Below are 26567 nucleotides of genomic sequence, written 5' to 3'. Positions count from 1 at the left end.
CCGACCAAGACCTTCTGGCGTGCCCCGGCGTGCAGTCCAGGACGGGCGAAGAGCGGGGGATACGTCCGTGAGTCGTGAAATGCACGGCCACGTCAGGAAGGAACACTTCGTGGCTACGAAGTCCCAGGACCGCCGCAAGGTCCGCCTGTCGCGCGCGCTCGGCGTCGCGCTGACCCCGAAGGCCGCCCGCTACCTCGAGAAGCGTCCCTACGCTCCTGGTGAGCACGGTCGCACCAAGCGCAAGGCCGACAGCGACTACGCGGTCCGTCTCCGCGAGAAGCAGCGTCTGCGCGAGCAGTACGGCATCCGCGAGAAGCAGATGCGCAACACGTTCAACGAGGCTCGTCGCCAGGACGGCCTGACCGGTGAGAACCTCGTCGAGCTGCTCGAGATGCGCCTCGACGCGCTCGTCGTGCGCTCGGGCTTCGCCCGCACCACGGCGCAGGCCCGTCAGCTCGTCGTGCACCGCCACATCCTCGTCGACGGCCAGCTCGTCGACCGCCCGTCGTTCCGCGTGAAGCCGGGCCAGCTCATCCACGTCAAGGCCAAGAGCGAGGGCCTCGAGCCCTTCCAGGTCGCGGCTGCCGGCGGTCACGCCGAGGTCCTGCCGCCCGTTCCGGCCTACCTCGAGGTCGAGCTCGACAAGCTCCAGGCGCGCCTCGTGCGTCGCCCGAAGCGCGCCGAGGTGCCCGTGACCGGTGACGTCCAGCTCGTCGTCGAGTACTACGCCGCTCGCTGAGCGACGCGTCGCACCAACACACGAACGCCGAGGGGCGTCGGGGTCATCACCCCGACGCCCCTCGGCCGTTTGCACCTAACATGGAACCCATGAAGAACGCGCTGTGGTTCGTGCTGGGCATCGCCGGCGGCTTCGTCGCGGCCCACCTCGTCAACAAGGACCCGCGCGGTCACGAGGTTCTGGCCGAAGTCGACGCCCGCATCTCGGAGTTCACCGATCGCATCGGCGACGCGTACCGCGCACAGGAGGCCAAGATCGAGGGGCTCGTCGCCGACGCCAAGACCGCGGCATCCGGCGCCCTCGACTCCGCACGGGATGCCGTCTCCGACGCGGCCCACGCCGTCGCCGACGCCGCCGAAGACGGCGCCGCCCGCGTCTCCGACTGACCGAACGACCGATCGACGAACCCGGTTGCCACCGGGTGCGCGCCCCTGCATTCCCGAGGACACCCCATGAAGACCGCTGAGATCGCCCAGCGCTACCTCGATTACTTCGAGAAGAACGGCCACACGATCGTTCCGTCCGCCTCTCTCGTGACGGACGACCCCGCGCTGCTGTTCACGATCGCCGGCATGGTCCCGTTCATCCCGTACCTGAGCGGCGATGTCCCGGCACCGTACCCGCGCGCCGCGGACAACCAGAAGTGCATCCGCACCAACGACATCGAAGAGGTCGGCAAGACCCCGCGCCACGGCACGTTCTTCCAGATGCTCGGCAACTGGTCGTTCGGCGACTACTTCAAGGAAGGCGCGATCCGCTACGCCTGGGAGCTCCTGACGACGCCCGAGGCGGAAGGGGGCCTCGGCTTCGACGCGAAGGACCTCTGGGTGACGGTCTACGAGGAGGACGACGAGGCGCACGACCTCTGGCTCCGACTCACCGACCTCCCCGAGGAGCGCATCCAGCGCCTGGGCAAGGACACCAACTACTGGACCACGGGCCTCCCCGGACCCGCTGGACCCTGCTCGGAGATCTTCTTCGATCGCGGGCCCGCCTACGGCATCGACGGCGGACCGGCGACCGACGACGACCGCTACGTGGAGATCTGGAACCTCGTCTTCATGCAGTACGAGATCGCCGATGTGCGCTCCAAGTACGACTTCACGATCGTCGGGGAGCTCCCCGCGAAGAACGTGGACACCGGGATGGGTCTCGAGCGGATCGCCTTCCTCAAGCAGGGCGTCGACAACATGTACGAGACCGACCAGGTCCGCCCCGTGCTCGACCGGGCCGTCGCGCTCTCCGGCAAGACCTACGGCGCGAATCACGACGACGACGTGCGATTCCGCGTGATCGCCGACCACGTGCGATCGTCCCTCATGCTGCTGTCCGACGGCGTCACGCCCTCCAACGAGGGACGCGGCTACATCCTCCGACGCCTGATGCGTCGCGCCATTCGTGCGATGCGGCTGCTCGGTGTCGACGGACCGACGTTCGCCGAACTGTTCGCCGCCTCCCGCGACGCGATGAAGGAGGCGTACCCGGTCGTCGAGGCCGACTACGAGCGGCTCTCTCAGTACGCGCTCGCGGAGGAGGCGACCTTCCTGCGCACCCTGGCAGCCGGCTCGGAGCTGCTGGACGAATCCGTCGCGCGAACGCGCCGCGACGGCGGCGCTCAGCTGAGCGGCAGCGAGGCGTTCCTGCTGCACGACACCTACGGCTTCCCGATCGACCTCACGATGGAGATCGTCGAGGAAGCGGGTCTCACCGTCGACCGCGGCGCGTTCGACACGCTCATGCAGGAACAGCGCGCGCGGGCCAAGGCGGACGCCCGCTCGCGTAAGCGCGCCCTTGCGGACACGAGCGTGTACCGCGACCTGCGGGCGCAAGGGGAGACGGTGTTCACCGGGTACTCCGACCTGGAGACCGAATCCACGGTGCTCGGCCTCCTCATCGACGGGCTGCCCGCCTCCCGTGCGTCGCAGGGCCAGATCGCCGAGGTGATCCTCGCCGAGACCGCGCTGTACGCCGAGTCGGGCGGTCAGGTCGCCGACAAGGGCGTCATCGTCGGCCCCGGGTTCGAGCTCGAAGTGCTCGACGTCCAGAAGCCGGTTGCCGGCCTGGTGAGTCACACGGTCGAGGTGACGTCGGGCGAGGTCGGGGTCGGCCAGCCCGCGACGTCGGTGGTCGACGCCGTGAACCGCCGCGCCGCCCAGCAGGCCCACTCTGCGACGCACCTCGTGCACGCTGCCCTCCGGGACACCCTGGGCAAGACGGCAACGCAGGCAGGCTCCCTCAACCGCGCGGGGTACATGCGCTTCGACTTCACGTGGGGACAAGCACTGTCGGACGCGACGAAGAGCGAGATCGAAGAGATCGCCAACAACGCAGTGCGCGACAACCTCGAAGTGACGACGCGCGTGCTGCCGTTGGATGAGGCGAAGTCGCTCGGAGCGATGGCGCTGTTCGGCGAGAAGTACGGCGACACCGTACGGATGGTCGACATCGGAGGGCCGTGGTCGCGCGAGCTCTGTGCCGGAACGCACGTCGGACGCAGCGCCGAAGTCGGCCTCATCAGCCTCGTCGGCGAGTCGTCGGTCGGCGCCTCGAACCGGCGCGTGGAGGCGCTCGTGGGCCTCGACGCGTTCCGCGAGCTGGCCGCAGAGCGTGCGCTCGTCTCCCAGCTCACCGCGCATCTGAAGGCACCGCGCGACCAGCTGCCCGCACGGATCGCGGAGCTCCAGGCCAACCTCAAGGCGGCCGAGAAGAAGATCGCGCAGTTCGAGGCGAAGGCGCTGGGGGAGCGGATCCCGGCACTGGTCGAATCTGCTCAGCGCTCCGGTGCCCAGCGTGTCGTCGCGCAGTCGCTCGGCACTGTGGCATCCGCGGACGACGTGCGCACCCTTGCACTGCAGGTGCGCGATCGCCTCGGTGCGGATGCCGCCGTGGTGGCGCTCGGGGCGACGGTCGGCGACCGGCCGATCGTCATCGTGGCGACCAACGACGCGGCGCGGCAGGCCGGAGCGAAAGCCGGCGTCCTCGCCAAGGGTGCGGCGAGCATCCTGGGCGGCGGCGGCGGCGGTCGCGACGACGTCGCACAGGGCGGTGGGACGGATGCCACGGCACTTCCGGCCGCACTCGGCGACATCGTCGCCCGACTGGAGAATACGGGCGCGTGACGGGCTTCCGACGCGGCGTCCGGCTCGGCATCGATGTCGGGAAGGCGCGCGTCGGTGTGGCACGGTGCGATCGTGACGGTCTGCTCGCCGTTCCGGTCGAGACCGTGGCCCGCGACGACGGCACCACGCGCCGGATCGTCGAGCTCGCCCGCGAGTACGAGGCGTTCGAGCTCCTGGTGGGTCTTCCCCTCAGTTTGAGCGGGGGCGACACGGCCTCGACGGCCGATGCGAGACTCGTCGCGGGGCAGCTCGCCGCGGCATCCGGTCTCCCCGTCCGCCTCGTCGACGAGCGCCTGAGCACGGTGTCCGCGCACGCGGCGCTGCGCGATTCCGGGAGATCCCAGCGTTCGTCTCGTAAGCTTGTCGACCAAGTAGCGGCGGTCGTCCTCCTCCAGCAGGCGATCGACGTCGAGAAGAGCACCGGCATCCCGGCCGGCGCTCTCCATGATCCCCCGGAGCCCGTCTGATGCCCGACACCCCGTCGTCCGACGATCAGTTCGCCGACCTGTTCGGCAGGTTGCCGTCGCCCCCGAACCGTGCCACCTCGTCTTCGCCCGCCGATGCCGGCGCTTCGACGCCCGCACCGACGAGTCGTCGCGCCGCGAGGGAGGCGGCCACGGCATCCGGCGAGACGCGGGTCACTCCTCCCGTCGAGACGAGCCCGGTCAGCGCCCCCCGCACGGCCGTTACGCACGAGCCCGAGCCTGCCGCACCTCTGACCGCCGCGGCCTCGTCGGACTCTCTCCCGCCCGGCCCGCGGCGCACCCCGGGCTCGATCGACGCGTTGTTCGGTGCGGAGGCCGTCCACGAGGCCGACGACCCGAAGAAGCGACACGACCGCGATCGGCGGAAGAGCAGGATCGCCGGCTGGGTGGTCCTGGGCGTCGTGGTGGCGATCATCGGCGGCCTCGTCGTCGGCGGCACCTTCGTCTGGACGACCTACGAGGACAAGATCCGCGCGTTCCTCGGTTGGGAAGAGCCCAAGGACTTCGAGGCGGGCATGGCCAACGGCGAGGTCGTCGTGACGATCGTCGAGGGCGACACCGGCTCGTCGATCTCGACGACGTTGTACGACGCGGGGGTCACGAAGACCTCGGATGCCTTCTACGACTACCTCATCTCGAGTGCGTCCGCCGCGACCTTCCACCCGGGCGCGTACCGGCTGCAGTACGAGATGACCTCCGAGGCGGCGCTGGCCGCCCTGGAGGACCCGGCCAACAAGCTGGAGAACACGGCGCAGTTGCGCGAGGGTCTCACCGTAGAGCAGTCTCTCCCGATCCTCGCCGACGGAACGGGCATCGCCCTCGAGGACTTCCAATCGGCCGTCGCCGACCCCTCGAAGTACGGCGTGGCGGCCGACAGCCTCGAAGGCTGGCTCTTCCCGGCGACCTACACGTTCGATCCCGGGGCCACGGCGACAGACGTCGTCCAGACGCTCGTGGACCGGACGATCACGTCGCTGGACGACGCCGGCGTGCCGGAGGACCGCCGGGAGGAGATCCTGACGATCGCCTCCATCATCGAACGCGAAGCGCGCTACGAGGACGACTTCTACAAGGTCTCCCGCGTCATCCAGAACCGCCTCGATCCGTCCAACGACGAGACGTTCGGCAAGCTCCAGATGGATTCGACGGCGCAGTACGGCTACGGCGAGATGCACGACGGCACGGTGAGCTCGACCGCCGAAGCCCTCGAGGACGACAATCCCTGGAACACCTACGTCCACGAAGGACTGCCGATCGGCCCGATCGCCAATCCCGGCGACACCGCGATCAAGGCCGCGATAGAGCCCGCCGACGGACCGTGGCTCTACTTCGTGACGGTCAACCTCGAGACCGGCGAGACGGTGTTCACCGAGACCTACAGCGAGCACCTCAAGGCCGTCGACCAGTGGCGTCAGTGGTGCGCGGACAATCCTGACGGCGGCTGCTGAGGCATGACGGGTCAGCCGACCGCCCTGGAGGTGTGGGGCAATCCCATCGCGCACAGCTTGTCTCCGCGGCTGCACGCAGCCGCGTATGCGCAGCTGGGCTACGACTGGACCTACGGTCGTCGACGCGTCGACGAAGCGGGCTTCGACCGTGAACTGGCGGGGCTGGGGGCCGAGTTCCGCGGCCTGTCCTGCACGATGCCGCTCAAGGCGGCCGCCTACGCCGCGGCCGACGAGCGCGACCACCGCGCAGTACTGACTGGCGCGGCGAACACCTTGCTGCTGACGGGCGGCCGTCGGCGCGCGTTCAACACCGACGTCGGCGGCATCGTCCGCGCTCTCGCCGACCTCGGGGTGACGCGCGTGTCCTCTCCTCGGATCGTGGGTGCCGGTTCCACGGCGACATCGGCTCTCGTCGCACTGTCCGAACTGGGAGCCGACCGCGTCACCGTCGCGGCGCGTCGTCCCGGGGCCGTGGCACCGCTGATCGAGCTCGGGACACGTCTCGGCATCCGAGTGACTGCCGCCTCGCTCGACCAGGACGGGACCGACACGCACGACCTCACCGTGTCGACCCTCCCCGGGGCCGCCGCGATCGCCTCCGACACGGCGCGTCGGCTGGCCGCCGCCGGAGGAGTGCTGTTCGACGTGGTCTACGGGCACGGGCCGACCGCGCTCGCGACGGCCTGGGAGCAAGCGGGACAGGTCGCCGTCAACGGCGAGGGGATGTTGCTGCACCAGGCCGTGCTGCAGATCCGGCTCTTCGCCTCCGGCGACGTGTCCGCCGCGTTGCCGGACGAGCAGGCCGTCGTGGCCGTCATGCGCAGCGCGCTCGTGGGAGGATAGTCGAATGCTCCGCGTGCTCACGGCCGGCGAATCGCACGGCCCCGAACTCGTCGCCCTCATGGAGGGACTGCCCGCCGGCGTCCCCGTTTCCCGCGCCGCCATCCAGGCCGATCTTGCGCGCCGCAAGCTGGGCTACGGCCGCGGCTCGCGGATGAAGTTCGAGGAAGACGAACTCACGATCTCGGCCGGCGTCCGCCACGGCTACAGCTTGGGCAGCCCGATCGCTCTGCGCGTCGGCAACACCGAGTGGCCCAAGTGGATCGAGGTCATGAACCCCGAGCCCGTCGAGCTGACCGAGAAGTCGCGCGGCCGCTCCGCCGCCCTCACGCGCCCGCGCCCCGGTCACGCCGACCTCGTCGGCATGCAGAAGTACGGCTTCGACGAGGCCCGGCCGATCCTGGAGCGCGCGAGCGCACGCGAGACCGCCGCACGAGTGGCACTCGGTGCGGTGGCGCGCGGGTTCCTCGCCGAGCTCGGCATCCGCCTGGTCAGCCACACCCTCTCCATCGGTCCCGTGCGGGTGCCCGACGGCTCGGCGCTGCCGATGCCCGACGACGTAGACGCGCTGGATGCCGATCCGCTCCGCTGCTTCGACCCCGCCACGAGCGCCGCGATGGTGGCCGAGGTGGATGCCGCCCGCAAGGACGGCGACACCCTGGGCGGCATCGTGGAGGTGCTCGCGTACGGCCTTCCGCCGGGGCTCGGCTCGCACGTGCAATGGGATCGGCGCCTCGACGCGAAGCTCGCCCACGCGCTCATGAGCATCCAGGCGATCAAGGGCGTCGAGGTCGGTGACGGTTTCGAGACGACGCGACGCCGCGGATCGGCGGCTCACGACGAGCTCTTCGCCACCGACGGAGGCATCACGCGCTCGAGCGACAAGGCCGGCGGCACCGAAGGCGGCATGTCGACGGGAACGGTGCTGCGCGTGCGTGCGGGCATGAAGCCGATCGCGACCGTGCCGCGGGCCCTCCGGACGATCGATGTGGCCACCGGCGACACCGCGACCGCGCACCACCAGCGCTCGGACGTGTGCGCGGTTCCCGCGGCCGGCGTGGTCGCCGAGGCGATGGTCGCCCTCACCCTCGCCGATGTCGTGCTGGAGAAGTTCGGCGGCGACAGCGTGGCGGAGACGAAGCGCAATCTCGATGCGTACCTCGCTGCCATACCCGCATCGCTGGCCACAACGGCCGACAGCGACGACTCCCTGGGATGAGTGCGCGCGCGGTCGTCCTCATCGGCCCGATGGGAGCGGGAAAGACGAGTATCGGCAAGCGCGTCGCACGTGCTCTCGGCGAGACGTTCTACGACAGCGATGCGGCCGTCGTGCGCGAGCACGGCCCGATAGACGCGATCTTCCGCGATCACGGCGAGGATCGCTTCCGCGAGTGGGAGCGGGTCGCGGTGCGCGACGGAATCGACAGGGGCGGCATCGTGGCCCTCGGCGGCGGAGCAGTGCTCCACCCCGACACGCAGGCCGATCTCGCAGCGCATCACGTGATCCTGCTGACCGTGGGCCCTCAGACGATCGAGTCCCGCATCCGGGGCACGAAGCGCCCCCTGTTGCAGGGCGAGGATGCCGTGGCCCGCTGGTCGGCGCTCTACGCGGCACGCCGACCGCTGTACGAGCAGCTCGCCGACGTCACGTTCGACACGTCCTCCGGACCACTGCAGGAGGTCGTCGACGCCCTCGTCCAGTGGATTCGCACCGCACCGACGCCCGCGCCCGCGGACGTCCCCACCGAGCCTGGAGATCCGTCGTGAGCGAGAGCACCGTCATCACCGTCGCGGGGGAGCAGCCGTACGACATCACGGTGGGCCGCGGCATCCTGTCCGGGCTCGCCGATGCGTTGCCGCCGTCGGCGCGGAAGGTCCTCATCGTGCATCCGCCGACCCTGGCCGACCAGGCCGCGCGGCTGCGCGAGACGCTCGCCGGCGAGCGGCAGGTGCTGCTGGCGGAGATCCCCGATGCGGAGCAGGGCAAGCGCGTCGAGGTCGCCGCCTTCTGCTGGCAGGTCATGGGGCAGGCGGACTTCACCCGCACCGACGCGGTGGTCGGATTCGGCGGCGGAGCCGTCACCGACCTCGCCGGGTTCGTCGCGGCGACCTGGCTGCGCGGTGTCGCGGTGGTGCAGGTGCCCACGACGGTGCTCGGCATGGTCGACGCCGCCGTGGGCGGCAAGACCGGCATCAACACGGCGGAGGGCAAGAACCTCGTCGGCGCGTTCTGGCCTCCCCGCGCCGTGCTGTGCGACCTCGACCTGCTCGACACACTGTCCGACAACGAGCGTGTGGCGGGTTTCGCCGAGGTCGTCAAGGCCGGATTCATCTGGTACCCGGAGATCCTCGAGCTCATCGAGGCCGATCCGAAGGCCGCCGTCGACCCGCACAGCGAGGCCTTCCGACGCTGCATCGAGCTCGCCATCGACATGAAGGCCCGCGTCGTGGGAGAGGATCTGCGCGAGGCGGGACTGCGCGAGGTGCTCAACTACGGCCACACCCTCGGGCACGCGATCGAACACGCCGAGCGGTACCGCTGGCGCCATGGCGCAGCCATCTCGGTCGGCATGCTGTTCGCCGCGGAGCTGTCGCGGCTCGCCGGACGCCTCTCCGACGACGCGGCGCAGCGGCACCGAGACATCCTCCAGCTCCTGGGCCTGCCGACGAGCTACCGAGCCGGCGCCTGGAATCAGCTGCTCGCGACGATGCAGCGCGACAAGAAGACGCGCGGCGCCATGCTGCGCTTCATCGTGCTCGACGACATCGGCAAGCCGACCGTGCTCCAAGCGCCCGACGAGTCGCTGCTCTTCGCCGCCTACCAGGAGATCGGCGACTGACGAGGCGTCACTCGGCGACGACCTCCACCTTGAAGCCGTCGGCGTTCTCGATCCACCCCGCATAGTGGTCGGGACCGCCGGCGTGGGGGTATCGGTCCTGGTAGAGCGCGCTCCAGCCGTGCGCCGCCGACTCCTCGAGGATCGCGTCCACCTCCGCCGGAGACCCCCCGCGGAACGCGAGGTGATTGAGACCCGAACGCCGGCGATCGTGCGCGCCGGCGAGCGCAGGAGCGGTCGTGAAGGTGAGGTAGACGCCCTCGGCTTCCCAAGACACCCCATCGCTCCACTGCGCGGTGCGCACGAATCCCAGCCGCGGCAGCAGCCATCCCCAGTCGGCATCCACCGCCCCGGGGTCGGCGATCCAGATCTCGACGTGATGCAGTCCCGGCATGGATGCCATCCTGCCACCGCGCGCGCACCCCGCCGCCGCCGTCGGATCACTGCCGGTAGGGTGCTGACGTGCCCTCCACGCCTCGACGCCTCCTCCTCGTCAACGGACCCAACCTGAACCTCCTGGGCGTGCGCGAGCCCGACATCTACGGCCGGGAGACGCTCGCCGACGTCGAGGCGCTCGTGACGCGCACGGCGGGGGAGTCCGGCTTCGACGTCCGCGCCGTCCAGAGCAACCACGAGGGCGTGCTCCTGGACGCGATCCACGCTGCGCGCGAGGACTGCGGCGGGATCGTGATCAACCCAGGAGGCCTCACGCACACCTCGGTGGTGCTGCGCGACGCCCTCTCGGGAGTGTCGCTGCCGGTGGCCGAGGTGCACATCTCCGACATCTCGGCGCGCGAAGAGTTCCGTCGTCATTCGTTCGTCCGCGACGTGGCCGTCGTCCATGTGAGCGGGGAAGGGGTGGCCGGCTACGCCCGCGCGGTGCAACTGCTCATCGACGTCATCACCGGCCGCGCCGACGGCTGAGCGGACGATCCCGTAGAATCGACTGTCGGCCCGCGCCGGATCCTCCGGGCGCCGCGGCCCCGAACTCCCACACGAAACGGAACTCCACACTCATGGCATCCACGGCAGACATCAAGAACGGCGTCGTCCTCAGCATCGACGGCCAGCTCTGGAACGTCATCGAGTTCCAGCACGTCAAGCCGGGCAAGGGCGGGGCGTTCGTCCGCACGAAGCTCAAGAACGTGGTTTCCGGCAAGGTCGTCGACCGCACCTACAACGCGGGCGCGAAGATCGACATCGAGAACGTCGACCGCCGCGACTTCACCTACCTCTACAACGACGGCGAGGGGTTCGTGTTCATGGACGTCGCCGACTACGACCAGCTCACGGTGGGTGCCGCGACCGTCGGTGACGCGGCGAACTTCCTGCTGGAGAACCAGCAGGTGCAGATCGCCCTCAACAACGGCAACCCGCTGTACGTCGAGCTCCCCGCCTCCGTGGTGCTGGAGATCACCTACACCGAGCCCGGCCTGCAGGGCGACCGCTCGTCGGCCGGCACCAAGTCCGCGACGGTCGAGACCGGCTACGAGATCCAGGTCCCGCTGTTCGTGGAGACCGGTACGAAGGTCAAGGTCGACACCCGCACGGGTGCCTACCTCGGCCGCATCAACTGATTCCGGCCGCCTGACATATGAGCGCCCGCAGTAAGGCGCGCAAGCGCGCCCTCGACATCCTGTACCAGAGCGACGTCCGCGGCGACGACCTGGCGACGACCCTCGCGGCGGAGGCCAAGCGCGCCGCGAGTGAGCCCGCGCGCGAAGCGTCGTGGTTGTATGCCCGCGAGATCGTCGACGGCGTCGTGGACAACCGTGACGAGATCGACGAGCAGATCATCACCCACGCGCGGGACTGGAAGATCGAGAGGATGCCGGCGGTCGACCGCGCGGTGCTCCGTATCGGCGTGTGGGAGATCCTGTTCAACACCGAGGTTCCCACGGCGGTCGCGATCGACGAGGCCGTCGAACTGGCCAAGGAGTTCTCCACCGACGACTCCGGTTCGTTCGTTCACGGCGTCCTCGCCCGCATCGCCCGCGCGAGCTGACGTCCGGACGTCGGCGCCCCCTGCGAGGATCGCACGCATGACCTCGTCGACCCGTCCGCCCGCCTGGCGCGCGATGGTGTCCGACGAGGGGTACGAGGCAGACGTGGCGCTCGGCCTTCAGCTGCGTCAGCGCGAAGGCGATGAGGCGCACTGGGGCCCGCGTCGGGTGCGCACGGCAACGGCGCGCACCGTCGCGACGACGGCCGGTCAGCTGCGGATCGCCGCTCGACCCCTCGTGCGCAGCGCGACGTCGGACGAGTGGGTTCAGGGCGACGCGTCGTGGGAGGCGCTGCGCCGCGGACCGTCGGCACACGCGTTCCGGCTCGACACGCGTCGGTGGCGCTGGTTCACGACCCTGTACGGCCTGGCTCACGATGTCCGCGTGTTCGGCGGCTTCGGCGACTCGGAGTGGTTGACGCTCGACGGGGTCGACAGCGACCTCCTCTGGCCGCACCTCGACGCGGCGGCGGGTCTCGGCATCCCGCTGGTCTCGAGCGTGCGCACACAGCAGTTCACGATCGGCGCCTCCGCCGAGGTCGCGGTGCGGGCCGAGCGGGCGGGCGACGGCCTTCTCCTGCACGCCGACGTGCGCGTCGACGGCGCCGCGCCCGCGACCCACGCCCGCCCGATCGGTCACGTCGGGGTCTACACCGTCGAAGGAGAGGGCGACTCGCTGCGCGTGCGCTTGGCGCCGGTCGCCCTCGGCGGGGCGACACGGGCCCTGCTGTCGGCGGGCGCGCCCGTGCCGGTGCCTGCTGACGACCGCACCGACTTCCTCCGCGACGCCTACCCGCGGCTGGCACGTGAGAGCACCGTCGTGGCGGGCCGCGGGGTCACGCTCCCGGCGCCGGAACCCACCGCCCTGGTGCTCACCGTGCAGCAGCAGCCGCGCGACGTCGTGGATTACGCCTTTCGGTGGCACCCTCCCGCGGCACCTCGCGCGGACTGGGACGAACCGACCGACGTGCCCGGCCTCACGTCGTCGGAGAGCCGTGAGCGGCGGCGCACGGTGAAGGCCGCATGGCAGGGGGCGACCGACGTCCCCTTCGCCGGCGCGGGTCAGCTCGTCGGCGCCGACGCCGCGGAGTTCGTCGCGCGCGTCCTCCCCGCGCTCGAAGCGGTGAGCGGTCTCCGCGTCGAGGTGTCGGGACTGCAGCGCGCCTATCGCGAGCTGTCCGGAGACCCGCGCATCACCGTGCGCACGGTCGAGACGACGGATGCCGACTGGTTCGACCTGGGTGTCCACGTTCACGTCGACGGTCGGCGCATCCCTTTCGCGGCACTGTTCACCGCTCTCGCGCAGCGACGCAAGAAGATGCTGCTGTCGGACGGCGCCTACTTCTCGCTCGCCCATCCGGCGCTGGACCGGCTGCGCGATCTCATCGACGAGTCGCGAGACCTCGTCGAGTGGGAGGCCGGCCCGCGCGTGAGCCGCTACCACGTCGAGGTGTGGGAGGAGTTCGAAGACCTCGCGGATCAGTCGGAGCCCGCGGTCACCTGGCGCGAGACGGTGCGGCAGGCGGCGTCGGCGTCCTCGCTCGAGCGTGCACCCGATGCCCCCGACGCGCTGGCGACACCGCTGCGCCCTTATCAGCTCGACGGCTTCCGCTGGCTGACCGCCCTGTGGGAAGCGGGGCTCGGCGGCATCCTGGCCGATGACATGGGCCTCGGGAAGACGCTGCAGGTGCTTGCGCTGCTCGTGCATGTGAAGGCGAAGACGGATGCCGCGCCCGCGCTCGTCGTGGCACCCACCTCCGTCGTGCACGCGTGGCGCGAGCAGGCCGCCCGGCACGCTCCCGGGCTGCGGGTGCATACGGTCGAGGGCACCGGCATCCGCCTGGCCGACATCGAGGCCGATGTCGTCGTGACGTCGTACGCGCTGCTGCGCCTGGACGAGCGCGCCTACACCGATGTGGACTGGTCGGTCGTGGTCCTCGACGAGGCGGGGGCTGTCAAGAATCCGCGCACACGGGTGCATCGCGCCGCGCGCGAACTGCGTGCGCGCGCTCGATTCGCGCTCACGGGCACGCCGCTGGAGAACAGCCTCACCGACCTGTGGGCGATCCTCGCCCTCACCTCTCCCGGGCTCTTCCCGTCGGCGCGGCAGTTTCGCACCGAGTACGTGACGCCGATCGAGCACGGTCGCGTGGCCGAGAACGCCGAAGACGGTGCGGCCCGCGCCCGACGCCTCGCGCGGTTGCGGCGCCGTCTGCGCCCCTACCTGCTGCGTCGCACGAAAGACGTGGTCGCCGCCGACCTGCCTCCCAGGCAGGAGCAGGACCTCCGTATCGAGCTGACGAGCGGCCACCGCGCCGTGTACGAGCGCGTGCTGCAGCGCGAACGCCGCAAAGTGCTCGGACTGCTCGACGATCTCGACAGCCATCGCTTCATCGTGTTCCGCTCGCTGACGCTCCTGCGCATGCTCGCACTGGCTCCCTCGCTCGTGGATGCCGGAGGCCCCGGTCTGGAGTCCAGCAAGCTCGACGCGCTGCGGGAGCGCCTCCGTGAACTGGCCGCCGAGGGCCACCGCGCGCTCGTCTTCAGCCAATTCACGTCGTACCTGGACATCATCGAGGCCGATCTACGGGTCCACGGCATCGACTTCGTGCGCCTCGATGGCTCCACGACGCGGCGCGGCGACGTCGTCGAGGCGTTCCGGACGGGCGAGCAGCCGGTGTTCCTCATCAGCCTCAAGGCGGGCGGCGTCGGGCTCACACTGACCGAGGCGGACTACGTCTTCCTGCTCGACCCGTGGTGGAACCCGGCGGCCGAGCGCCAGGCGATCGACCGCACGCATCGGATCGGACAGACGCGCCCCGTGACCGTCTACCGGATGATCGCCGCGGGCACGATCGAGGAGAAAGTCGTGGCGTTGCAGGAGCGCAAGTCGCGCCTGTTCGATGCCGTCCTCGACTCGGACGGCGCATTCTCCACCGCTCTGACGGCGGAGGACATCCGCGACCTCCTCGCCTGACGCGTGCAGACACGGCCGGCATCCCCGGTCGCGCAGGTTCTCCTCGCGTAGACTCGACGGGCTCGACGGGAGGGAAATCATGCGGATCACGGGCCTGGGCCACGCGGGGATGTTCATCGAGACCGCGGGCGGAAGCATCCTGTGCGACCCCGTCATCGGACCGAGCTTCTTCGGCTCCTGGTTCCCGTTCCCCGACAACCGCGCACTCGACTGGGAGCGGTTCGGCAAAGCCGACTTCCTCTACATCTCCCACCGGCACCGCGACCACTTCGACCCCGCACTGCTGCGCCGGTATGTCCGCACCGACATCCGAGTGCTGCTGCCGGAGTATCCGACCGACGATCTGGAGCGCGACCTGCGCGCCCTCGGCTACGAGAACCTCGTCTACACCCAGGCCGGGGTGCCGCTGGAGTTCGGGCCGCTGAAGCTGATGGTCACGCCGCTACGCGCTCCGAGCGACGGTCCGATCGGCGATTCGTCGCTGAGCGTCGACGACGGCACGGCGAGCGTCCTGAATCAGAACGACTCGCATCCGCTCGATCTGGAGCGGCTGTTGTCGTTCAGCAAGCCGGACGCCTACTTCACGCAGGTGTCGGGCGCCATCTGGTGGCCCATGGTCTACGACCTCCCACAGGACTCCAAGCAGACCTTCGCGCAGCTCAAGCGCGACGCGCAGAACAAGCGCGCGATGTATTACATCGAGAAGGTCGACGCTGAGCACGTCTTCCCCATGGCCGGCCCGCCGATGTTCCTCCGTGAGGAGCTCTTCCGCTACAACGGCTGGGGGGAGGAAGACGATTCGATCTTCACCGATCAGCGCCAGTTCCTGACCCACATGCGACAGTTGCGCCCCGACCAGAAGGGCTACGAGTTCGTGCCCGGCACGCAGGTCGACCTCGTGGACGGAGCCGTGACGGTCACGCAGACCCTGTACACGGAGGCCGAGATCGATCGCGTCTTCGACGACAAGTGGGCCTACCTCGCGGAGCAGCGCGACAGCCGTCAGGCCGAAGTGCGCGCTGAAGAGGCCACGCGAGCCGCCGTCCTGCCGCCCGATGAGATGCTGCAGGCCATCAAGGAGTGGTGGGAGCCGCTCCTTCGCCGCGCGCGGACGATCCGCACGGGCGTCGGCGGCAACGTCCGGTTCCGGATCGGCGAGCTGGACATGGTCGTCGACTTCCCCAAGGCGAAGGTGCGCGAGTACGCGGGGGAGGAGTGCATCTACTGGTACACGATCCCCGCCGACCTCGTCTCGACGAACATCGCCGACGGCGAGATCGACTGGTCGAACTCCATCTTCCTGTCGATGCAGTTCGAGGTGGGACGCAGCGGCAAGTTCAACGAGTTCCTGACGACGTTTCTGAAATGCCTGTCGCGCGACCGCATCGAGTACGTCGAGAACTGGTACGCCGAGCAGACCGACCACACCGAGGATGCCGAGATCGGCGAATGGACGGTCCAGCGCCGGTGCCCGCATCTGCGCGCCGATCTGACGAAGACCGGCAAGGTGGAGGACGGCGTCCTGACGTGCGCTCTGCACGATTGGAAATGGGATCTGGCGACGGGCACCTGCCTCACCACGCCGGGTCATCCCATCCGGGCCAGCCGCTCGGTCGACGGCGGGCTCACCGAGTCGGCCACCCAACCCGCGGCCTGACGCGACAGGAACCGGGGGACATCGTGCGCGCCACCCGTCCGCGGCTCATCCAGCCGATCGATGTCGTGGACGTCTTCGTCTACGTCGTGGTGCTCGCTCTGACCGTCCAGTTCCTCCCCGAGGTCCTCTCGGAGAGCTTCGTGCTCACCCTGCTCACCGCCGTGCTGCTGAAGATCATCCTCGAAGTGGTCCTCGTCGTGAAGAAGGCCGTCGCGGGGCGCATCCGGTCTGCAGACCGCGTCCTGCCGCGCATCGTGGCGATCGCGACCCTCGTCCTGGTTCTTCCGGGAAGCAAACTGCTCGTCCTGTGGGCGGTCGACACGGTCTTCGGTGATGCCGTGAGCCTCGGCGGCTTCTTCGCCGTGACGGGCCTCATCATCGTGCTCATGCTCTCCCGCGCGGGAGTCCGCGCGGTGCTCACGCCGAAGACGGAGGCCACCACGGTCCGCTAGAGTGGTCCCGAACCACAGCAACCTTTAACACCGTCCTGTGAGGCGGAGAAGGGAGCGGCGGATGAGCACGCGAACCGTGCTGCACGGCGCCGACATCGCCCGGGCACTGACTCGGATCTCCCACGAGATCCTCGAGTCCAACAAGGGGCCCGAAGGCCTGGTGCTCCTCGGCATCCCGACACGAGGCGTCACCCTCGCCGAACGCATCTCCGCTCTCATCGCGGAGTTCTCCGGGCACGCCGTTCCCGTGGGCGCCCTCGACGTCACGATGTACCGCGACGATCTTCACCGCAATCCGACCAGGACACCGCACCCCACGCAGATTCCGCCGGGCGGAGTCGACGGGCGCACGGTCGTCCTCGTGGACGACGTGCTCTTCTCCGGGCGGTCGATCCGCGCCGCACTCGACGCCCTGAGCGACATCGGACGACCCGCGGCGGTGCGCCTGGCGATCCTCGTGGACCGCGGACACCGCGAGCTGCCGATCCGTCCGGATTTCGTGGGCAAGAACCTGCCGAGCGGGCGGGACGAGCGCGTCAACGTCCGCGTCGCCGACGTCGACGGCGTCGAGGAGGTGACGATCGAGTCATGAGGCACCTGCTCGACACGAAGACCCTCACGCGCGACGATGCCCTCCGCATCCTGGATGTCGCCGAAGACATGCGCGACACGCAGTCGCGCGAGATCCGCAAGCTCCCGACGCTGCGCGGCAAGACGGTCGTCAACCTCTTCTTCGAGGACTCCACGCGCACCCGCATCTCCTTCGAGGCGGCCGCCAAGCGGCTCTCCGCCGATGTCATCAACTTCTCCGCGAAGGGCTCGTCGGTTTCGAAGGGGGAGTCGCTGCAGGACACCGCTCAGACCCTGCAGGCGATGGGCGCGGATGCCGTCGTCATCCGCCACGGCGCATCAGGCGCGCCGCATACCCTGGCGACGAGCGGCTGGATCTCGGCGGGCGTCGTGAATGCGGGAGACGGCACGCACGAGCACCCGACGCAGGCCCTGCTGGACGCCTTCACGATCCGCAAGCGCACCTTCGGCGACGACAGCCGCGGTCGCGACCTCGCCGGCATCCACGTCACGATCGTGGGCGACGTGCTGCACTCGCGGGTCGCCCGGTCCAACGTGTGGCTCCTCACGAGTCTGGGTGCGCGCGTGACGCTGGTGGCGCCGCCCACCCTCGTTCCCCAGGACGTCTCGGCGTGGCCCGTGACGATCCGGTACGACCTCGACGACGCCCTTGCCGATTCGCCCGACGCCGTCATGATGCTCCGCATCCAGCTCGAGCGGATGAACGCGGCCTATTTCCCCACTGAACGGGAGTATTCGCGTCGCTGGGGTCTCGATGCCCGGCGCCTCGCGTCGCTGCCGGAAGGTAGCATTGTCATGCACCCCGGACCCATGAACAGAGGTCTGGAGATCTCCGCCGACGCCGCCGATTCGCCGCGATCGACCGTGCTCGAGCAGGTCGCCAACGGCGTCTCGGTGCGCATGGCGGCGCTGTACCTGCTGCTGTCCGGCGAACGCACCGAACCCACCGCCGAGGAGGATGCCCGATGACCCGTCGAGACGCCGAGGGCACCGTCCTCATCCGCGGTGCGCGCATCCTGGGCGGCGCCGCGACCGACATCCTGATCGCCGACGGACGCATCACTGAGATCGGCGACGGCCTGCAGCGAGGCGATGCCACCGTCGTCGACGCCGACGGCCTGATCGCCCTGCCGGGCCTCGTCGATCTGCACACGCACCTCCGCGAGCCGGGGTACGAAGCGTCGGAGACGATCCTCACGGGCTCGCGCGCGGCCGCCGCGGGCGGGTACACGACGGTGTTCGCGATGCCGAACACCTCGCCCGTCGCCGACACCGCGGGAGTCGTCGAGCAGGAGCTGGCCCTCGGCGAAGCCGCGGGGTACGTCCACGTGCAGCCGATCGGCGCCGTCACGGTCGGGCAGAAGGGGGAGCGCCTCGCCGAGATCGGCGCCATGGCATCCTCTCGGGCAGCCGTGCGCGTCTTCAGCGACGACGGCTTCTGCGTCTTCGACCCGCTGATCATGCGGCGCGCGCTCGAGTACGTGAAGGCGTTCGACGGTGTCGTCGCCCAGCACGCGCAGGACCCGCGCCTTACCGAAGGCGCGCAGATGAACGAGGGCACCGTCTCCGCCGAGCTCGGCCTCGCGGGCTGGCCCGCGGTCGCGGAGGAATCGATCATCGCGCGCGACGTGCTGCTCGCCGAGCATGTCGGCTCGCGGTTGCACGTCTGCCACCTGTCCACGGCCGGTTCCGTCGACATCATCCGGTGGGCCAAGAAGCGCGGCGTGAACGTCACGGCCGAGGTCACGCCTCATCACCTGCTCCTCACGGAGGAGCTGGTGCGCGGCTACGACGCGCGCTTCAAGGTGAACCCGCCGCTGCGCCGCGACGAGGACGTCCAGGCTGTACGCGAAGGACTGGCCGACGGCACCATCGACATTGTCGCGACCGACCACGCGCCGCATCCCGCGGAATCCAAGAGCTGCGAGTGGCAGGCCGCCGCCAACGGCATGGTCGGACTCGAATCCGCGCTGCGCGTCGTGCACCTGGCGATGGTCGAGACGGGGCTGCTCACGTGGGACGACGTGGCGCGAGTCATGTCGGCCGCTCCGGCCCGGATCGGCCGCCTCGATCACGCCGGCACCGACATCGCCGTCGGCGCGCCGGCCTCCCTCGTGCTGTACGACCCGGCTGCACGGCAGCCCTTCGGTCGCGACGACCTCCGTGGCCGCAGCGCCAACTCGCCCTACCTCGGACGCGAGCTTCCCGGTTCCGTACGCTGGACCTTCTTCCGCGGCACGCCCACCGTCGCCGACGGTGCCGTCGTCGATCTCGCGGAGGTGCCCGCATGACCCGCGAACTCGCGCTCGTGATCATCGCCACCTTCGCCCTGCTGCTGGTCGCGGCCGGAGTGTGGGCGTGGCGACGACGCGCGCGCCGCGACAGCGGTATCGCGGCGCCGACGGGGGAGATCCCCGCGGATGCCGACGTGCTCGCCGTCTTCTCCGGTTTCTACGTCGCGACGACGGCGCACGAGCAGCCGCTGGAGCGTCTCGCCATCCGCGGACTCGGCTTCCGTTCGCGCGTCGACGTGACGGTGACCGACGCCGGCCTCGCGCTCGATCTCACCGGCCAGCCCCGCTTGTTCCTCACCCGAGAGGCGCTGGTGTCGGTCGGACGCGCGACGGTCGCGATCGACCGCGTCGTCGAACGCGACGGACTCGTCCGCGTCAGCTGGCGCACGAACGACGACACGGTCGCCGACACGTACCTCAGACCTCAGGACGCCTCCGCCGGCGCCCTCACCGAAGCCGTTTCCGGCATCCTCTCCGCCCCGACCTCGACCACTCCGACGGGACCCGACGCATGACTCGCTCCACCTTCTCCCCGGCCCTCGACCCCGCTGTGCTCGTGCTCGAAGACGGCTCTCGCCATCCCGGACGCGCCTACGGCGCGCGCGGCACGACGCTGGGGGAAGTCGTCTTCGCGACCGGAATGACCGGCTACCAGGAGACCCTCACCGACCCGTCGTACGCGGGTCAGATCGTGCTGCAGACCGCTCCGCACATCGGCAACACCGGGATGAACACCGAAGACGTCGAGTCTCGGCGCATCTGGGTCTCGGGGTACATCGTCCGCGACCCCTCGCGCGTCGTGTCGAACTGGCGCTCCGAGGAGTCGCTCGACGACGCCCTGGAGCGCGACGGGATCGTCGGCATCAGCGGCATCGACACGCGCGCCGTCACGCGCGTCCTCCGGTCGGCGGGCAGCATGCGCGGCGCCATCTTCTCGGGCGACGCCGCGGCGATCGATGCGGAGGAGCAGCTGCGGATCGTCCGCGAGGCGCCGCAGATGTCGGGACGCAACCTGTCGGCGGAGGTCTCGGTCGCCGCCGCAGAGGTGACGCCGGCAGCCGACGGCGTGCCACGTCTCGGAAACCTCGCCGTCCTCGACCTGGGGGTCAAGCAGGCCACGGTGCTCAACCTCGCCGCTCGCGGCTTCGAGGTGCACGTGCTCCCGCAGAACGTCACGATCGACGACATCCGCGCGATCGACCCGGTCGCGGTGTTCTACTCCAACGGCCCCGGCGACCCCGCCGCCTCCGACGACCACGTGTCGCTCCTGCGAGCGGTGCTCGATGACCGCCTGCCGTTCTTCGGCATCTGCTTCGGCAACCAGCTCCTCGGGCGCGCGCTCGGGTTCGGCACCTACAAGCTGCCCTTCGGTCACCGGGGCATCAACCAGCCCGTGCTCGACAAGCAGACGGGTCGGGTGGAGATCACGGCCCACAACCACGGCTTCGCCGTCGACGCGCCCCTCGAGGGCACGGTCGACAGCCCGAACGGCTACGGCCGCGTGGAAGTGAGCCACGTGGGGCTCAACGACAACGTCGTCGAGGGTCTTCGCGCCCTCGATCTGCCGGCGTTCTCGGTGCAGTACCACCCCGAAGCCGCCGCCGGCCCCCACGACGCCAACTACCTCTTCGACCGCTTCGCGGAGCTGGTCGTGTCGAACCAGAAGGACAACAACTGATGCCCAAGCGCGACGACATCACCAGCGTCCTCGTCATCGGCTCCGGCCCGATCGTGATCGGTCAGGCCTGCGAGTTCGACTACTCCGGAACCCAGGCCTGCCGGGTGCTCCGGGAGGAGGGCGTGCGCGTCATCCTCGTCAACTCCAACCCGGCGACGATCATGACCGACCCGGACTTCGCCGACGCCACCTACATCGAGCCGATCACCCCCGAAGTGATCGAGACGATCATCGCGAAGGAGAAGCCGGATGCCATCCTGCCGACCCTCGGCGGACAGACGGCGCTGAACGCGGCGATGGCCCTCCACGACCGCGGCATCCTCGAGAAGTACGACGTCGAGCTCATCGGCGCGAAGGTCGACGCGATCCGCAAGGGCGAGGACCGCCAGATCTTCAAGCAGCTCGTACTCGACGCCGGCGCCGACGTCGCACGCAGCGTCATCGCGCACACGATGGACGACCTCCTCGCGGGTGCCGCGGAGCTCGGTTACCCGCTCGTCGTCCGCCCGTCCTTCACGATGGGCGGGCTCGGCTCCGGGTTCGCGTACGACGAGAACGATCTGCGCCGTATCGGCGGAGCGGGACTGCGCGACTCCCCGACGACGGAGGTGCTGCTGGAGGAGTCGATCCTCGGGTGGAAGGAGTACGAGCTCGAGCTCATGCGCGACACCTCCGACAACACGGTGGTCGTCTGCTCGATCGAGAACGTCGACCCCGTCGGAGTCCACACGGGCGACTCGATCACGGTGGCGCCGGCGCTGACCCTCACCGATCGCGAGTACCAGAAGCTGCGCGACATCGGCATCGACATCATCCGCGCCGTCGGCGTCGACACCGGCGGCTGCAACATCCAGTTCGCCGTCGACCCCGTCACGGGCCGCATCATCGTCATCGAGATGAACCCTCGTGTGTCGCGGTCCTCGGCGCTGGCCTCGAAGGCCACGGGGTTCCCGATCGCGAAGCTTGCCGCGAAGCTCGCGATCGGCTACCGACTCGACGAGGTTCCCAACGACATCACGCAGGCGACCCCGGCGAGCTTCGAGCCGACGCTGGACTACGTCGTCGTCAAGGTTCCGCGCTTCAACTTCGAGAAGTTCCCCAACGCCGACACCACCCTCACGACGACCATGAAGTCGGTGGGCGAGGCGATGGCCATCGGCCGCAACTACACGACGGCGCTGCAGAAGGCGCTGCGCTCGCTCGAGAAGCGCGGGTCGAGCTTCCACTGGGGCGCCGAAGAGCGCTCCGTGGAGGAGCTGCTGGAGATCGCTCAGCGCCCCACCGACGGACGGATCGTCGTGCTGCAGCAGGCGCTGCGGAAGGGCGCGACGGCCGAGCAGGCCTTCGAGTCGACGAAGATCGACCCCTGGTTCATCGATCAGATGGTGCTCATCAACGAGGTCGCCGAGTACATCCGCCAGGCCGCCGATCTCGACGCCGACACCCTCCGTGTCGCCAAGGAGCACGGATTCAGCGACGCGCAGATCGCTCAGCTGCGCGGGCTCACCGAGGTCGAGGTGCGCGGCATCCGCTGGGGTCTCGACGTGCGACCCGTGTACAAGACGGTCGACACGTGTGCGGGCGAGTTCCCCGCCCTCACCCCGTACCACTACTCCTCGTACGACACCGAGACCGAGGTCACCCCGTCCGATCGGCGCAAGGTCGTCATCATCGGCTCCGGCCCGAACCGCATCGGTCAGGGCGTGGAGTTCGACTACTCGTGCGTGCACGCGTCGTTCGCCCTGTCGGATGCCGGTTTCGAGACCATCATGGTCAACTGCAACCCCGAGACCGTATCGACGGACTACGACACGAGCGACCGCCTGTACTTCGAGCCGCTCACCCTGGAGGACGTGCTCGAGGTGCTGCACGCGGAGTCGCAGTCGGGCACGATCCACGGCGTGGTCTGCCAGTTGGGCGGCCAGACGCCGCTGGGGCTCGCGAAGGGCATCGAGGATGCCGGGTACACGATCCTCGGCACGAGCCCTGCCGCGATCGACATCGCGGAGGAGCGCGAACTGTTCTCCCAGCTCCTCGACCGCGCCGGGCTCGTGGCGCCGCGGCACGACACGGCGGTCGACGAGGCGGGAGCCGTCGCCATCGCCGAGGAGATCGGGTACCCCGTGCTCGTGCGGCCGAGCTTCGTGCTCGGCGGACGCGGCATGGAGATCGTCTACGACACCGAGAGCCTGCGCGACTACTTCGTCCGCACCGCCGGCGAGGTGGTCATCGAGGAGGGCAAGCCGCTCCTCGTCGACCGGTTCCTCGACGATGCGATCGAGCTCGACGTCGACGCGCTTTACGACGGGCACGAGCTCTACATCGGCGGCGTCATGGAGCACCTCGAGGAGGCCGGCATCCACTCCGGCGACTCGTCGTGCACCCTTCCTCCCGTGTCGCTCGGCCGCACCGAGATCGATCGGGTGCGCACCGCGACGCTCGCGATCGCGGAGGGCGTGGGCGTGCGAGGCCTCCTGAACGTGCAGTTCGCCGTGTCGGCCGGCGTGCTCTACGTCATCGAGGCCAACCCCCGCGCGTCGCGGACGGTGCCGTTCGTCTCCAAGGCGCTCGGCATCCCGCTCGCGAAGGCGGCCAGCCGCATCATGGCCGGCTCGACCATCGCCGAGCTCAAGGCCGAGGGCCTGCTGCCGCAGGACGACGGCTCGCGCGTCCCCCTCGACGCCCCGGTCGCCGTCAAGGAGGCCGTGCTGCCGTTCAAGCGGTTCCGCACCGCCGACGGCCACACCGTCGACTCCGTGCTCGGGCCGGAGATGCGCTCCACGGGCGAGGTCATGGGAATCGATCGCGACTTCCCGACGGCCTTCGCCAAGAGTCAGGCGGCGGCGTACGGCGGGATGCCGACGGAGGGGACCGTGTTCCTCTCGGTCGCCGACGACGACAAGCGCGCCGTCATCCTGCCCGCCCACCGGCTGCAGGAGCTCGGGTTCCGACTGACCGCCACGGAGGGCACCGCGGAGATCCTCGCGCGCAACGGCATCCGCGTCGACGTCGTGAACAAGTACTCGGCAACGCAGCAGACGGGGGAGCGCAACGTCGTCGACCTCATCAACGCGGGTGAGATCGACATCGTCGTGAACACCCCCTCGGGCGGCATCGCCCGCGCCGACGGCTACGAGATCCGGGCCGCCGCGGTCGCCGCCGACAAGGCGCTGTTCACGACGATGGCCGTGCTCGGCGCCGCCGTCAGCGCCCTGCCCGTGCTGCGCGAAGGCTTCGCCGTGAAGAGTCTGCAGGAGTATGCGGCCGAACGAGAGGCCACGGCGTGACGAGCTTCGGGGAACGACTGCGCGCGACGGTCGCGATGCACGGACCGCTGTGTGTCGGTATCGACCCGCACGCGTCGTTGCTGCAGGACTGGGGGCTCGAGATCTCGGCGGCCGGAGCCCGCGAGCTGGGTCTGCGGGTCGTGTCGGCCGCCGCAGGCCGCGTCGGCGTCGTCAAGCCGCAGGTGTCGTTCTTCGAGCGTTACGGCTCGGCCGGGTATGCGGCGCTGGAAGACGTGCTGCGCGCCGCGCGCGAGGCGGGACTGCTCGTCATCGCGGATGCCAAACGCGGCGACATCGGCACGACCATGGATGCCTACGCCGCGGCCTGGCTGGCATCCGGCTCGCCCCTCGAGGCCGACGCCGTGACGGTCAGCCCGTACCTCGGCGTCGGTGACGACGGCCTCGTCGAAGGACCGCTCGCCTCGACGTTCGCCCTCGCCGCCCGGGAGCGCAAGGGCGTGTTCGTCCTCGCCGCGACGAGCAACCCCGGTGCGGCCGCCCTCCAGGGCGCCCATGTGGTGGGCCGAGGAACGGTCGCCTCGTACGTCGCCGAAGAAGTCGCTCGTGCCGAGCTGGACCGAGACCCCGACGCGTGGGCGAGCGTCGGGCTCGTCGTGGGCGCGACCGTCGACATCGCCGCCGCCGGCATCGCCGAGACGACCGCCGCCCGGCTGCCGATCCTCGCCCCCGGGTTCGGCGCGCAGGGCGCTCAGCCCGGCAACCTCGCAGGGATCTTCGGATCGCTCGCCCCGTTCGTGCTCGCCAGCGAGAGCCGCAGCGTGCTGTCGGCCGGGCCCGCCGATCTCGCGGCACGCATCGAGGAGCGCGTGGGCCTGTACCGTGAGAGTGCCCATGTCTGATTCCCGTCGCCCACCCGAAGTCGATCGCGTCGCCGCGTCACGGCGCGCCGTCGCCGCCCGACGTGAGCGCGCCTCTCTCAAGCGCGACGTCGCGACCCGTGTGATCTCACCGCAGGAGCTCCTGCGCCGCGCCCTCGCCGACCCGCAGTCGCCGGCCGGCGCGATGCGCGTGACGGAGTTCCTCACGGCACTGCCGGCGATCGGCGAAGGCAAGCGCGATCGCATCCTCGCCGATCTGGAGATCTCTCCGGTGAAGCGCCTGGGCGGACTGGGCGCACGGCAGCGCCTCGCCCTGGCGGAATTCCTCGACGGGCGGTGGCCCGAGCCCCGCCCGCGCGACGGCCGCAGTCGTCTCGTGGTCCTCGCGGGTCCCACCGCCGTCGGCAAGGGCACCGTCGCGGCGCACATCAAGGACCACCACCCGGAGATCCTGCTGTCCGTCTCCGCTACGACCCGCGCTCCGCGACCCGGTGAGGTCGAGGGGGAGCACTACTTCTTCGTCGACGACGCCGAGTTCGACCGCCTCGTCGCAGACGGCGCCCTTCTGGAGCACGCGACCGTGCACAACCGTCACCGGTACGGCACGCCGAAGGCGCCGATCGAGGCCGCCCTCGCCGAGGGGCGCACGGTGCTGCTGGAGATCGATCTGCAGGGCGCCCGCCAGGTGCGCGCCGCCGCGCCGGATGCGAACCTCGTGTTCCTGCTCCCGCCGAGCTGGGACGAACTCGTGCAGCGGCTCGTGGGTCGCGGCACGGAAGACGCCGAGGAGCGGGCCCGTCGGCTCAAGACGGCACGCGTGGAGCTCGCCTCGCAGGGCGAGTTCGACCACCACGTGGTCAACGACGACATCGCCCGCGCCGCTGCAGAGGTCGCCGCCCTCGCACGCTGAACGGCATCCGGGCTGTAGAATGGTCGGATGCCACTGCGTCGTCCGACGGGACGACATGCGAGGCTCACAGATTTCCCACCGCCATCCGATTCAGGAGGTCCCACATGGCCACTCGTGACCAGGGCATCATCGACCCGCCCATCGACGCGCTGCTCGAGAAGGTCGACTCGAAGTACCAGCTCGTGATCTACGCATCCAAGCGGGCGCGTCAGATCAACGACTACTACTCCGACCTCCACGAGGGGAACCTCTTCGACAACGTGGGGCCGCTCGTCGACTCGACCGTCGAGGACAAGCCCCTCACGATCGCACTGCATGAGATCCACGAGGACAAGCTGCGCCTGCGCTCGCTCGACTGATCCATGACGCCGTGTGGCGTCTCCGTGCCCGCGTCGCCCGCTGTGTCGGGAGA

General features: G+C 69.8%; 25 protein-coding genes. 24 read left to right on the top strand and 1 reads right to left on the bottom strand.

The annotated features are described in order from the left end of the window. Positions 1–79: 79 nt before the first annotated feature. The 9 genes from rpsD (at position 80) to aroB (ending at position 9471) form a co-directional block, all read left to right on the top strand. Positions 80–739, top strand: a complete 660-nt coding sequence (gene rpsD, locus ACSQ18_RS06710) for a 30S ribosomal protein S4 (RefSeq protein WP_436038393.1) — start codon at positions 80–82, stop codon at positions 737–739. An 89-nt stretch (positions 740–828) separates the two neighbouring features. Then, positions 829–1125 (top strand): ATPase, encoded by a 297-nt coding sequence (locus ACSQ18_RS06705; RefSeq protein ID WP_436036351.1) that lies wholly within the window; start codon positions 829–831, stop codon positions 1123–1125. 66 nt (positions 1126–1191) lie between these two features. Continuing rightward, a complete protein-coding gene (gene alaS, locus ACSQ18_RS06700) occupies positions 1192–3858 on the top strand; it encodes an alanine--tRNA ligase (RefSeq protein ID WP_436036350.1) in 2667 nt (888 codons plus the stop codon). Then, positions 3855–4325 (top strand): Holliday junction resolvase RuvX, encoded by a 471-nt coding sequence (gene ruvX / locus ACSQ18_RS06695; RefSeq protein WP_436036349.1) that lies wholly within the window; start codon positions 3855–3857, stop codon positions 4323–4325. Before alaS ends, ruvX begins: the two co-directional genes overlap by 4 nt. Beyond that, on the top strand, positions 4325–5791 hold the full coding sequence (mltG, locus tag ACSQ18_RS06690; RefSeq protein ID WP_436036348.1) for an endolytic transglycosylase MltG: 1467 nt from the start codon (positions 4325–4327) through the stop codon (positions 5789–5791). Before ruvX ends, mltG begins: the two co-directional genes overlap by 1 nt. 3 nt (positions 5792–5794) lie before the next feature. Further along, the gene (locus ACSQ18_RS06685; protein WP_436036347.1) at positions 5795–6634 is read left to right on the top strand and encodes a shikimate dehydrogenase family protein; all 840 of its coding nucleotides are present in this window, start codon (positions 5795–5797) and stop codon (positions 6632–6634) included. A gap of 4 nt (positions 6635–6638) precedes the next feature. After that, complete coding sequence (aroC, locus tag ACSQ18_RS06680; protein ID WP_436036346.1) at positions 6639–7850, top strand: chorismate synthase; 1212 nt, start codon at positions 6639–6641, stop codon at positions 7848–7850. After that, positions 7847–8398: a shikimate kinase gene (locus ACSQ18_RS06675; RefSeq protein WP_436036345.1), complete on the top strand. Its 552-nt coding sequence runs from the start codon at positions 7847–7849 to the stop codon at positions 8396–8398. The genes aroC and ACSQ18_RS06675 overlap by 4 nt, the downstream gene beginning before the upstream one ends. Continuing rightward, on the top strand, positions 8395–9471 hold the full coding sequence (gene aroB, locus ACSQ18_RS06670; RefSeq protein WP_436036344.1) for a 3-dehydroquinate synthase: 1077 nt from the start codon (positions 8395–8397) through the stop codon (positions 9469–9471). The genes ACSQ18_RS06675 and aroB overlap by 4 nt, the downstream gene beginning before the upstream one ends. Before the next feature lie 7 nt (positions 9472–9478). Here aroB and ACSQ18_RS06665 read toward each other — a convergent pair whose 3' ends face one another. After that, on the bottom strand, positions 9479–9862 hold the full coding sequence (locus ACSQ18_RS06665; protein WP_436036343.1) for a VOC family protein: 384 nt from the start codon (positions 9860–9862) through the stop codon (positions 9479–9481). A gap of 68 nt (positions 9863–9930) precedes the next feature. Here ACSQ18_RS06665 and ACSQ18_RS06660 point away from each other — a divergent pair, with 68 nt between their 5' ends. The 15 genes from ACSQ18_RS06660 (at position 9931) to rpoZ (ending at position 26514) form a co-directional block, all read left to right on the top strand. Next, positions 9931–10392 (top strand): type II 3-dehydroquinate dehydratase, encoded by a 462-nt coding sequence (locus tag ACSQ18_RS06660; RefSeq protein WP_436036342.1) that lies wholly within the window; start codon positions 9931–9933, stop codon positions 10390–10392. Between the two features lie 92 nt (positions 10393–10484). Next, entirely contained in the window at positions 10485–11045 is a 561-nt protein-coding gene (efp, locus tag ACSQ18_RS06655; protein WP_144807803.1) for an elongation factor P, read from the top strand. Positions 11046–11062: 17 nt separating this feature from the next. Further along, positions 11063–11473, top strand: coding sequence for a transcription antitermination factor NusB (gene nusB / locus ACSQ18_RS06650; RefSeq protein ID WP_144807802.1), 411 nt, complete (start codon positions 11063–11065; stop codon positions 11471–11473). Between the two features lie 37 nt (positions 11474–11510). Next, positions 11511–14447, top strand: a complete 2937-nt coding sequence (locus ACSQ18_RS06645) for a DEAD/DEAH box helicase (RefSeq protein ID WP_436036341.1) — start codon at positions 11511–11513, stop codon at positions 14445–14447. Between the two features lie 79 nt (positions 14448–14526). Next, positions 14527–16104, top strand: coding sequence for a Rieske 2Fe-2S domain-containing protein (locus ACSQ18_RS06640; RefSeq protein WP_436036340.1), 1578 nt, complete (start codon positions 14527–14529; stop codon positions 16102–16104). 23 nt (positions 16105–16127) lie between these two features. Beyond that, on the top strand, positions 16128–16556 hold the full coding sequence (locus ACSQ18_RS06635) for a hypothetical protein (protein WP_436036339.1): 429 nt from the start codon (positions 16128–16130) through the stop codon (positions 16554–16556). A 61-nt stretch (positions 16557–16617) separates the two neighbouring features. Next, positions 16618–17148 (top strand): bifunctional pyr operon transcriptional regulator/uracil phosphoribosyltransferase PyrR, encoded by a 531-nt coding sequence (pyrR, locus tag ACSQ18_RS06630; RefSeq protein WP_144807799.1) that lies wholly within the window; start codon positions 16618–16620, stop codon positions 17146–17148. Next, positions 17145–18116: an aspartate carbamoyltransferase catalytic subunit gene (locus ACSQ18_RS06625; protein WP_436036338.1), complete on the top strand. Its 972-nt coding sequence runs from the start codon at positions 17145–17147 to the stop codon at positions 18114–18116. Before pyrR ends, ACSQ18_RS06625 begins: the two co-directional genes overlap by 4 nt. Then, a complete protein-coding gene (locus tag ACSQ18_RS06620) occupies positions 18113–19438 on the top strand; it encodes a dihydroorotase (RefSeq protein ID WP_436036337.1) in 1326 nt (441 codons plus the stop codon). The genes ACSQ18_RS06625 and ACSQ18_RS06620 overlap by 4 nt, the downstream gene beginning before the upstream one ends. Next, complete coding sequence (locus ACSQ18_RS06615; RefSeq protein WP_436036336.1) at positions 19435–19956, top strand: PH-like domain-containing protein; 522 nt, start codon at positions 19435–19437, stop codon at positions 19954–19956. Before ACSQ18_RS06620 ends, ACSQ18_RS06615 begins: the two co-directional genes overlap by 4 nt. Beyond that, positions 19953–21119, top strand: a complete 1167-nt coding sequence (gene carA / locus ACSQ18_RS06610; protein WP_436036335.1) for a glutamine-hydrolyzing carbamoyl-phosphate synthase small subunit — start codon at positions 19953–19955, stop codon at positions 21117–21119. Before ACSQ18_RS06615 ends, carA begins: the two co-directional genes overlap by 4 nt. Beyond that, the gene (carB, locus tag ACSQ18_RS06605) at positions 21119–24406 is read left to right on the top strand and encodes a carbamoyl-phosphate synthase large subunit (RefSeq protein ID WP_436036334.1); all 3288 of its coding nucleotides are present in this window, start codon (positions 21119–21121) and stop codon (positions 24404–24406) included. The genes carA and carB overlap by 1 nt, the downstream gene beginning before the upstream one ends. Further along, entirely contained in the window at positions 24403–25266 is an 864-nt protein-coding gene (gene pyrF / locus ACSQ18_RS06600) for an orotidine-5'-phosphate decarboxylase (protein WP_436036333.1), read from the top strand. The genes carB and pyrF overlap by 4 nt, the downstream gene beginning before the upstream one ends. Further along, a complete protein-coding gene (gene gmk, locus ACSQ18_RS06595) occupies positions 25259–26155 on the top strand; it encodes a guanylate kinase (RefSeq protein WP_436036332.1) in 897 nt (298 codons plus the stop codon). The genes pyrF and gmk overlap by 8 nt, the downstream gene beginning before the upstream one ends. 104 nt (positions 26156–26259) lie before the next feature. Further along, positions 26260–26514, top strand: coding sequence for a DNA-directed RNA polymerase subunit omega (gene rpoZ / locus ACSQ18_RS06590; RefSeq protein WP_144807791.1), 255 nt, complete (start codon positions 26260–26262; stop codon positions 26512–26514). The last annotated feature ends 53 nt before the right edge of the window (positions 26515–26567 follow it).

The sequence above is a fragment of the Microbacterium sp. LjRoot45 genome, assembly GCF_964253325.1.
Classification (GTDB): Bacteria; Actinomycetota; Actinomycetes; order Actinomycetales; family Microbacteriaceae; genus Microbacterium.
The sequence above is the reverse complement of the archived record's forward strand: the minus strand, read 5'-3'. Positions and strand labels throughout refer to the sequence as shown.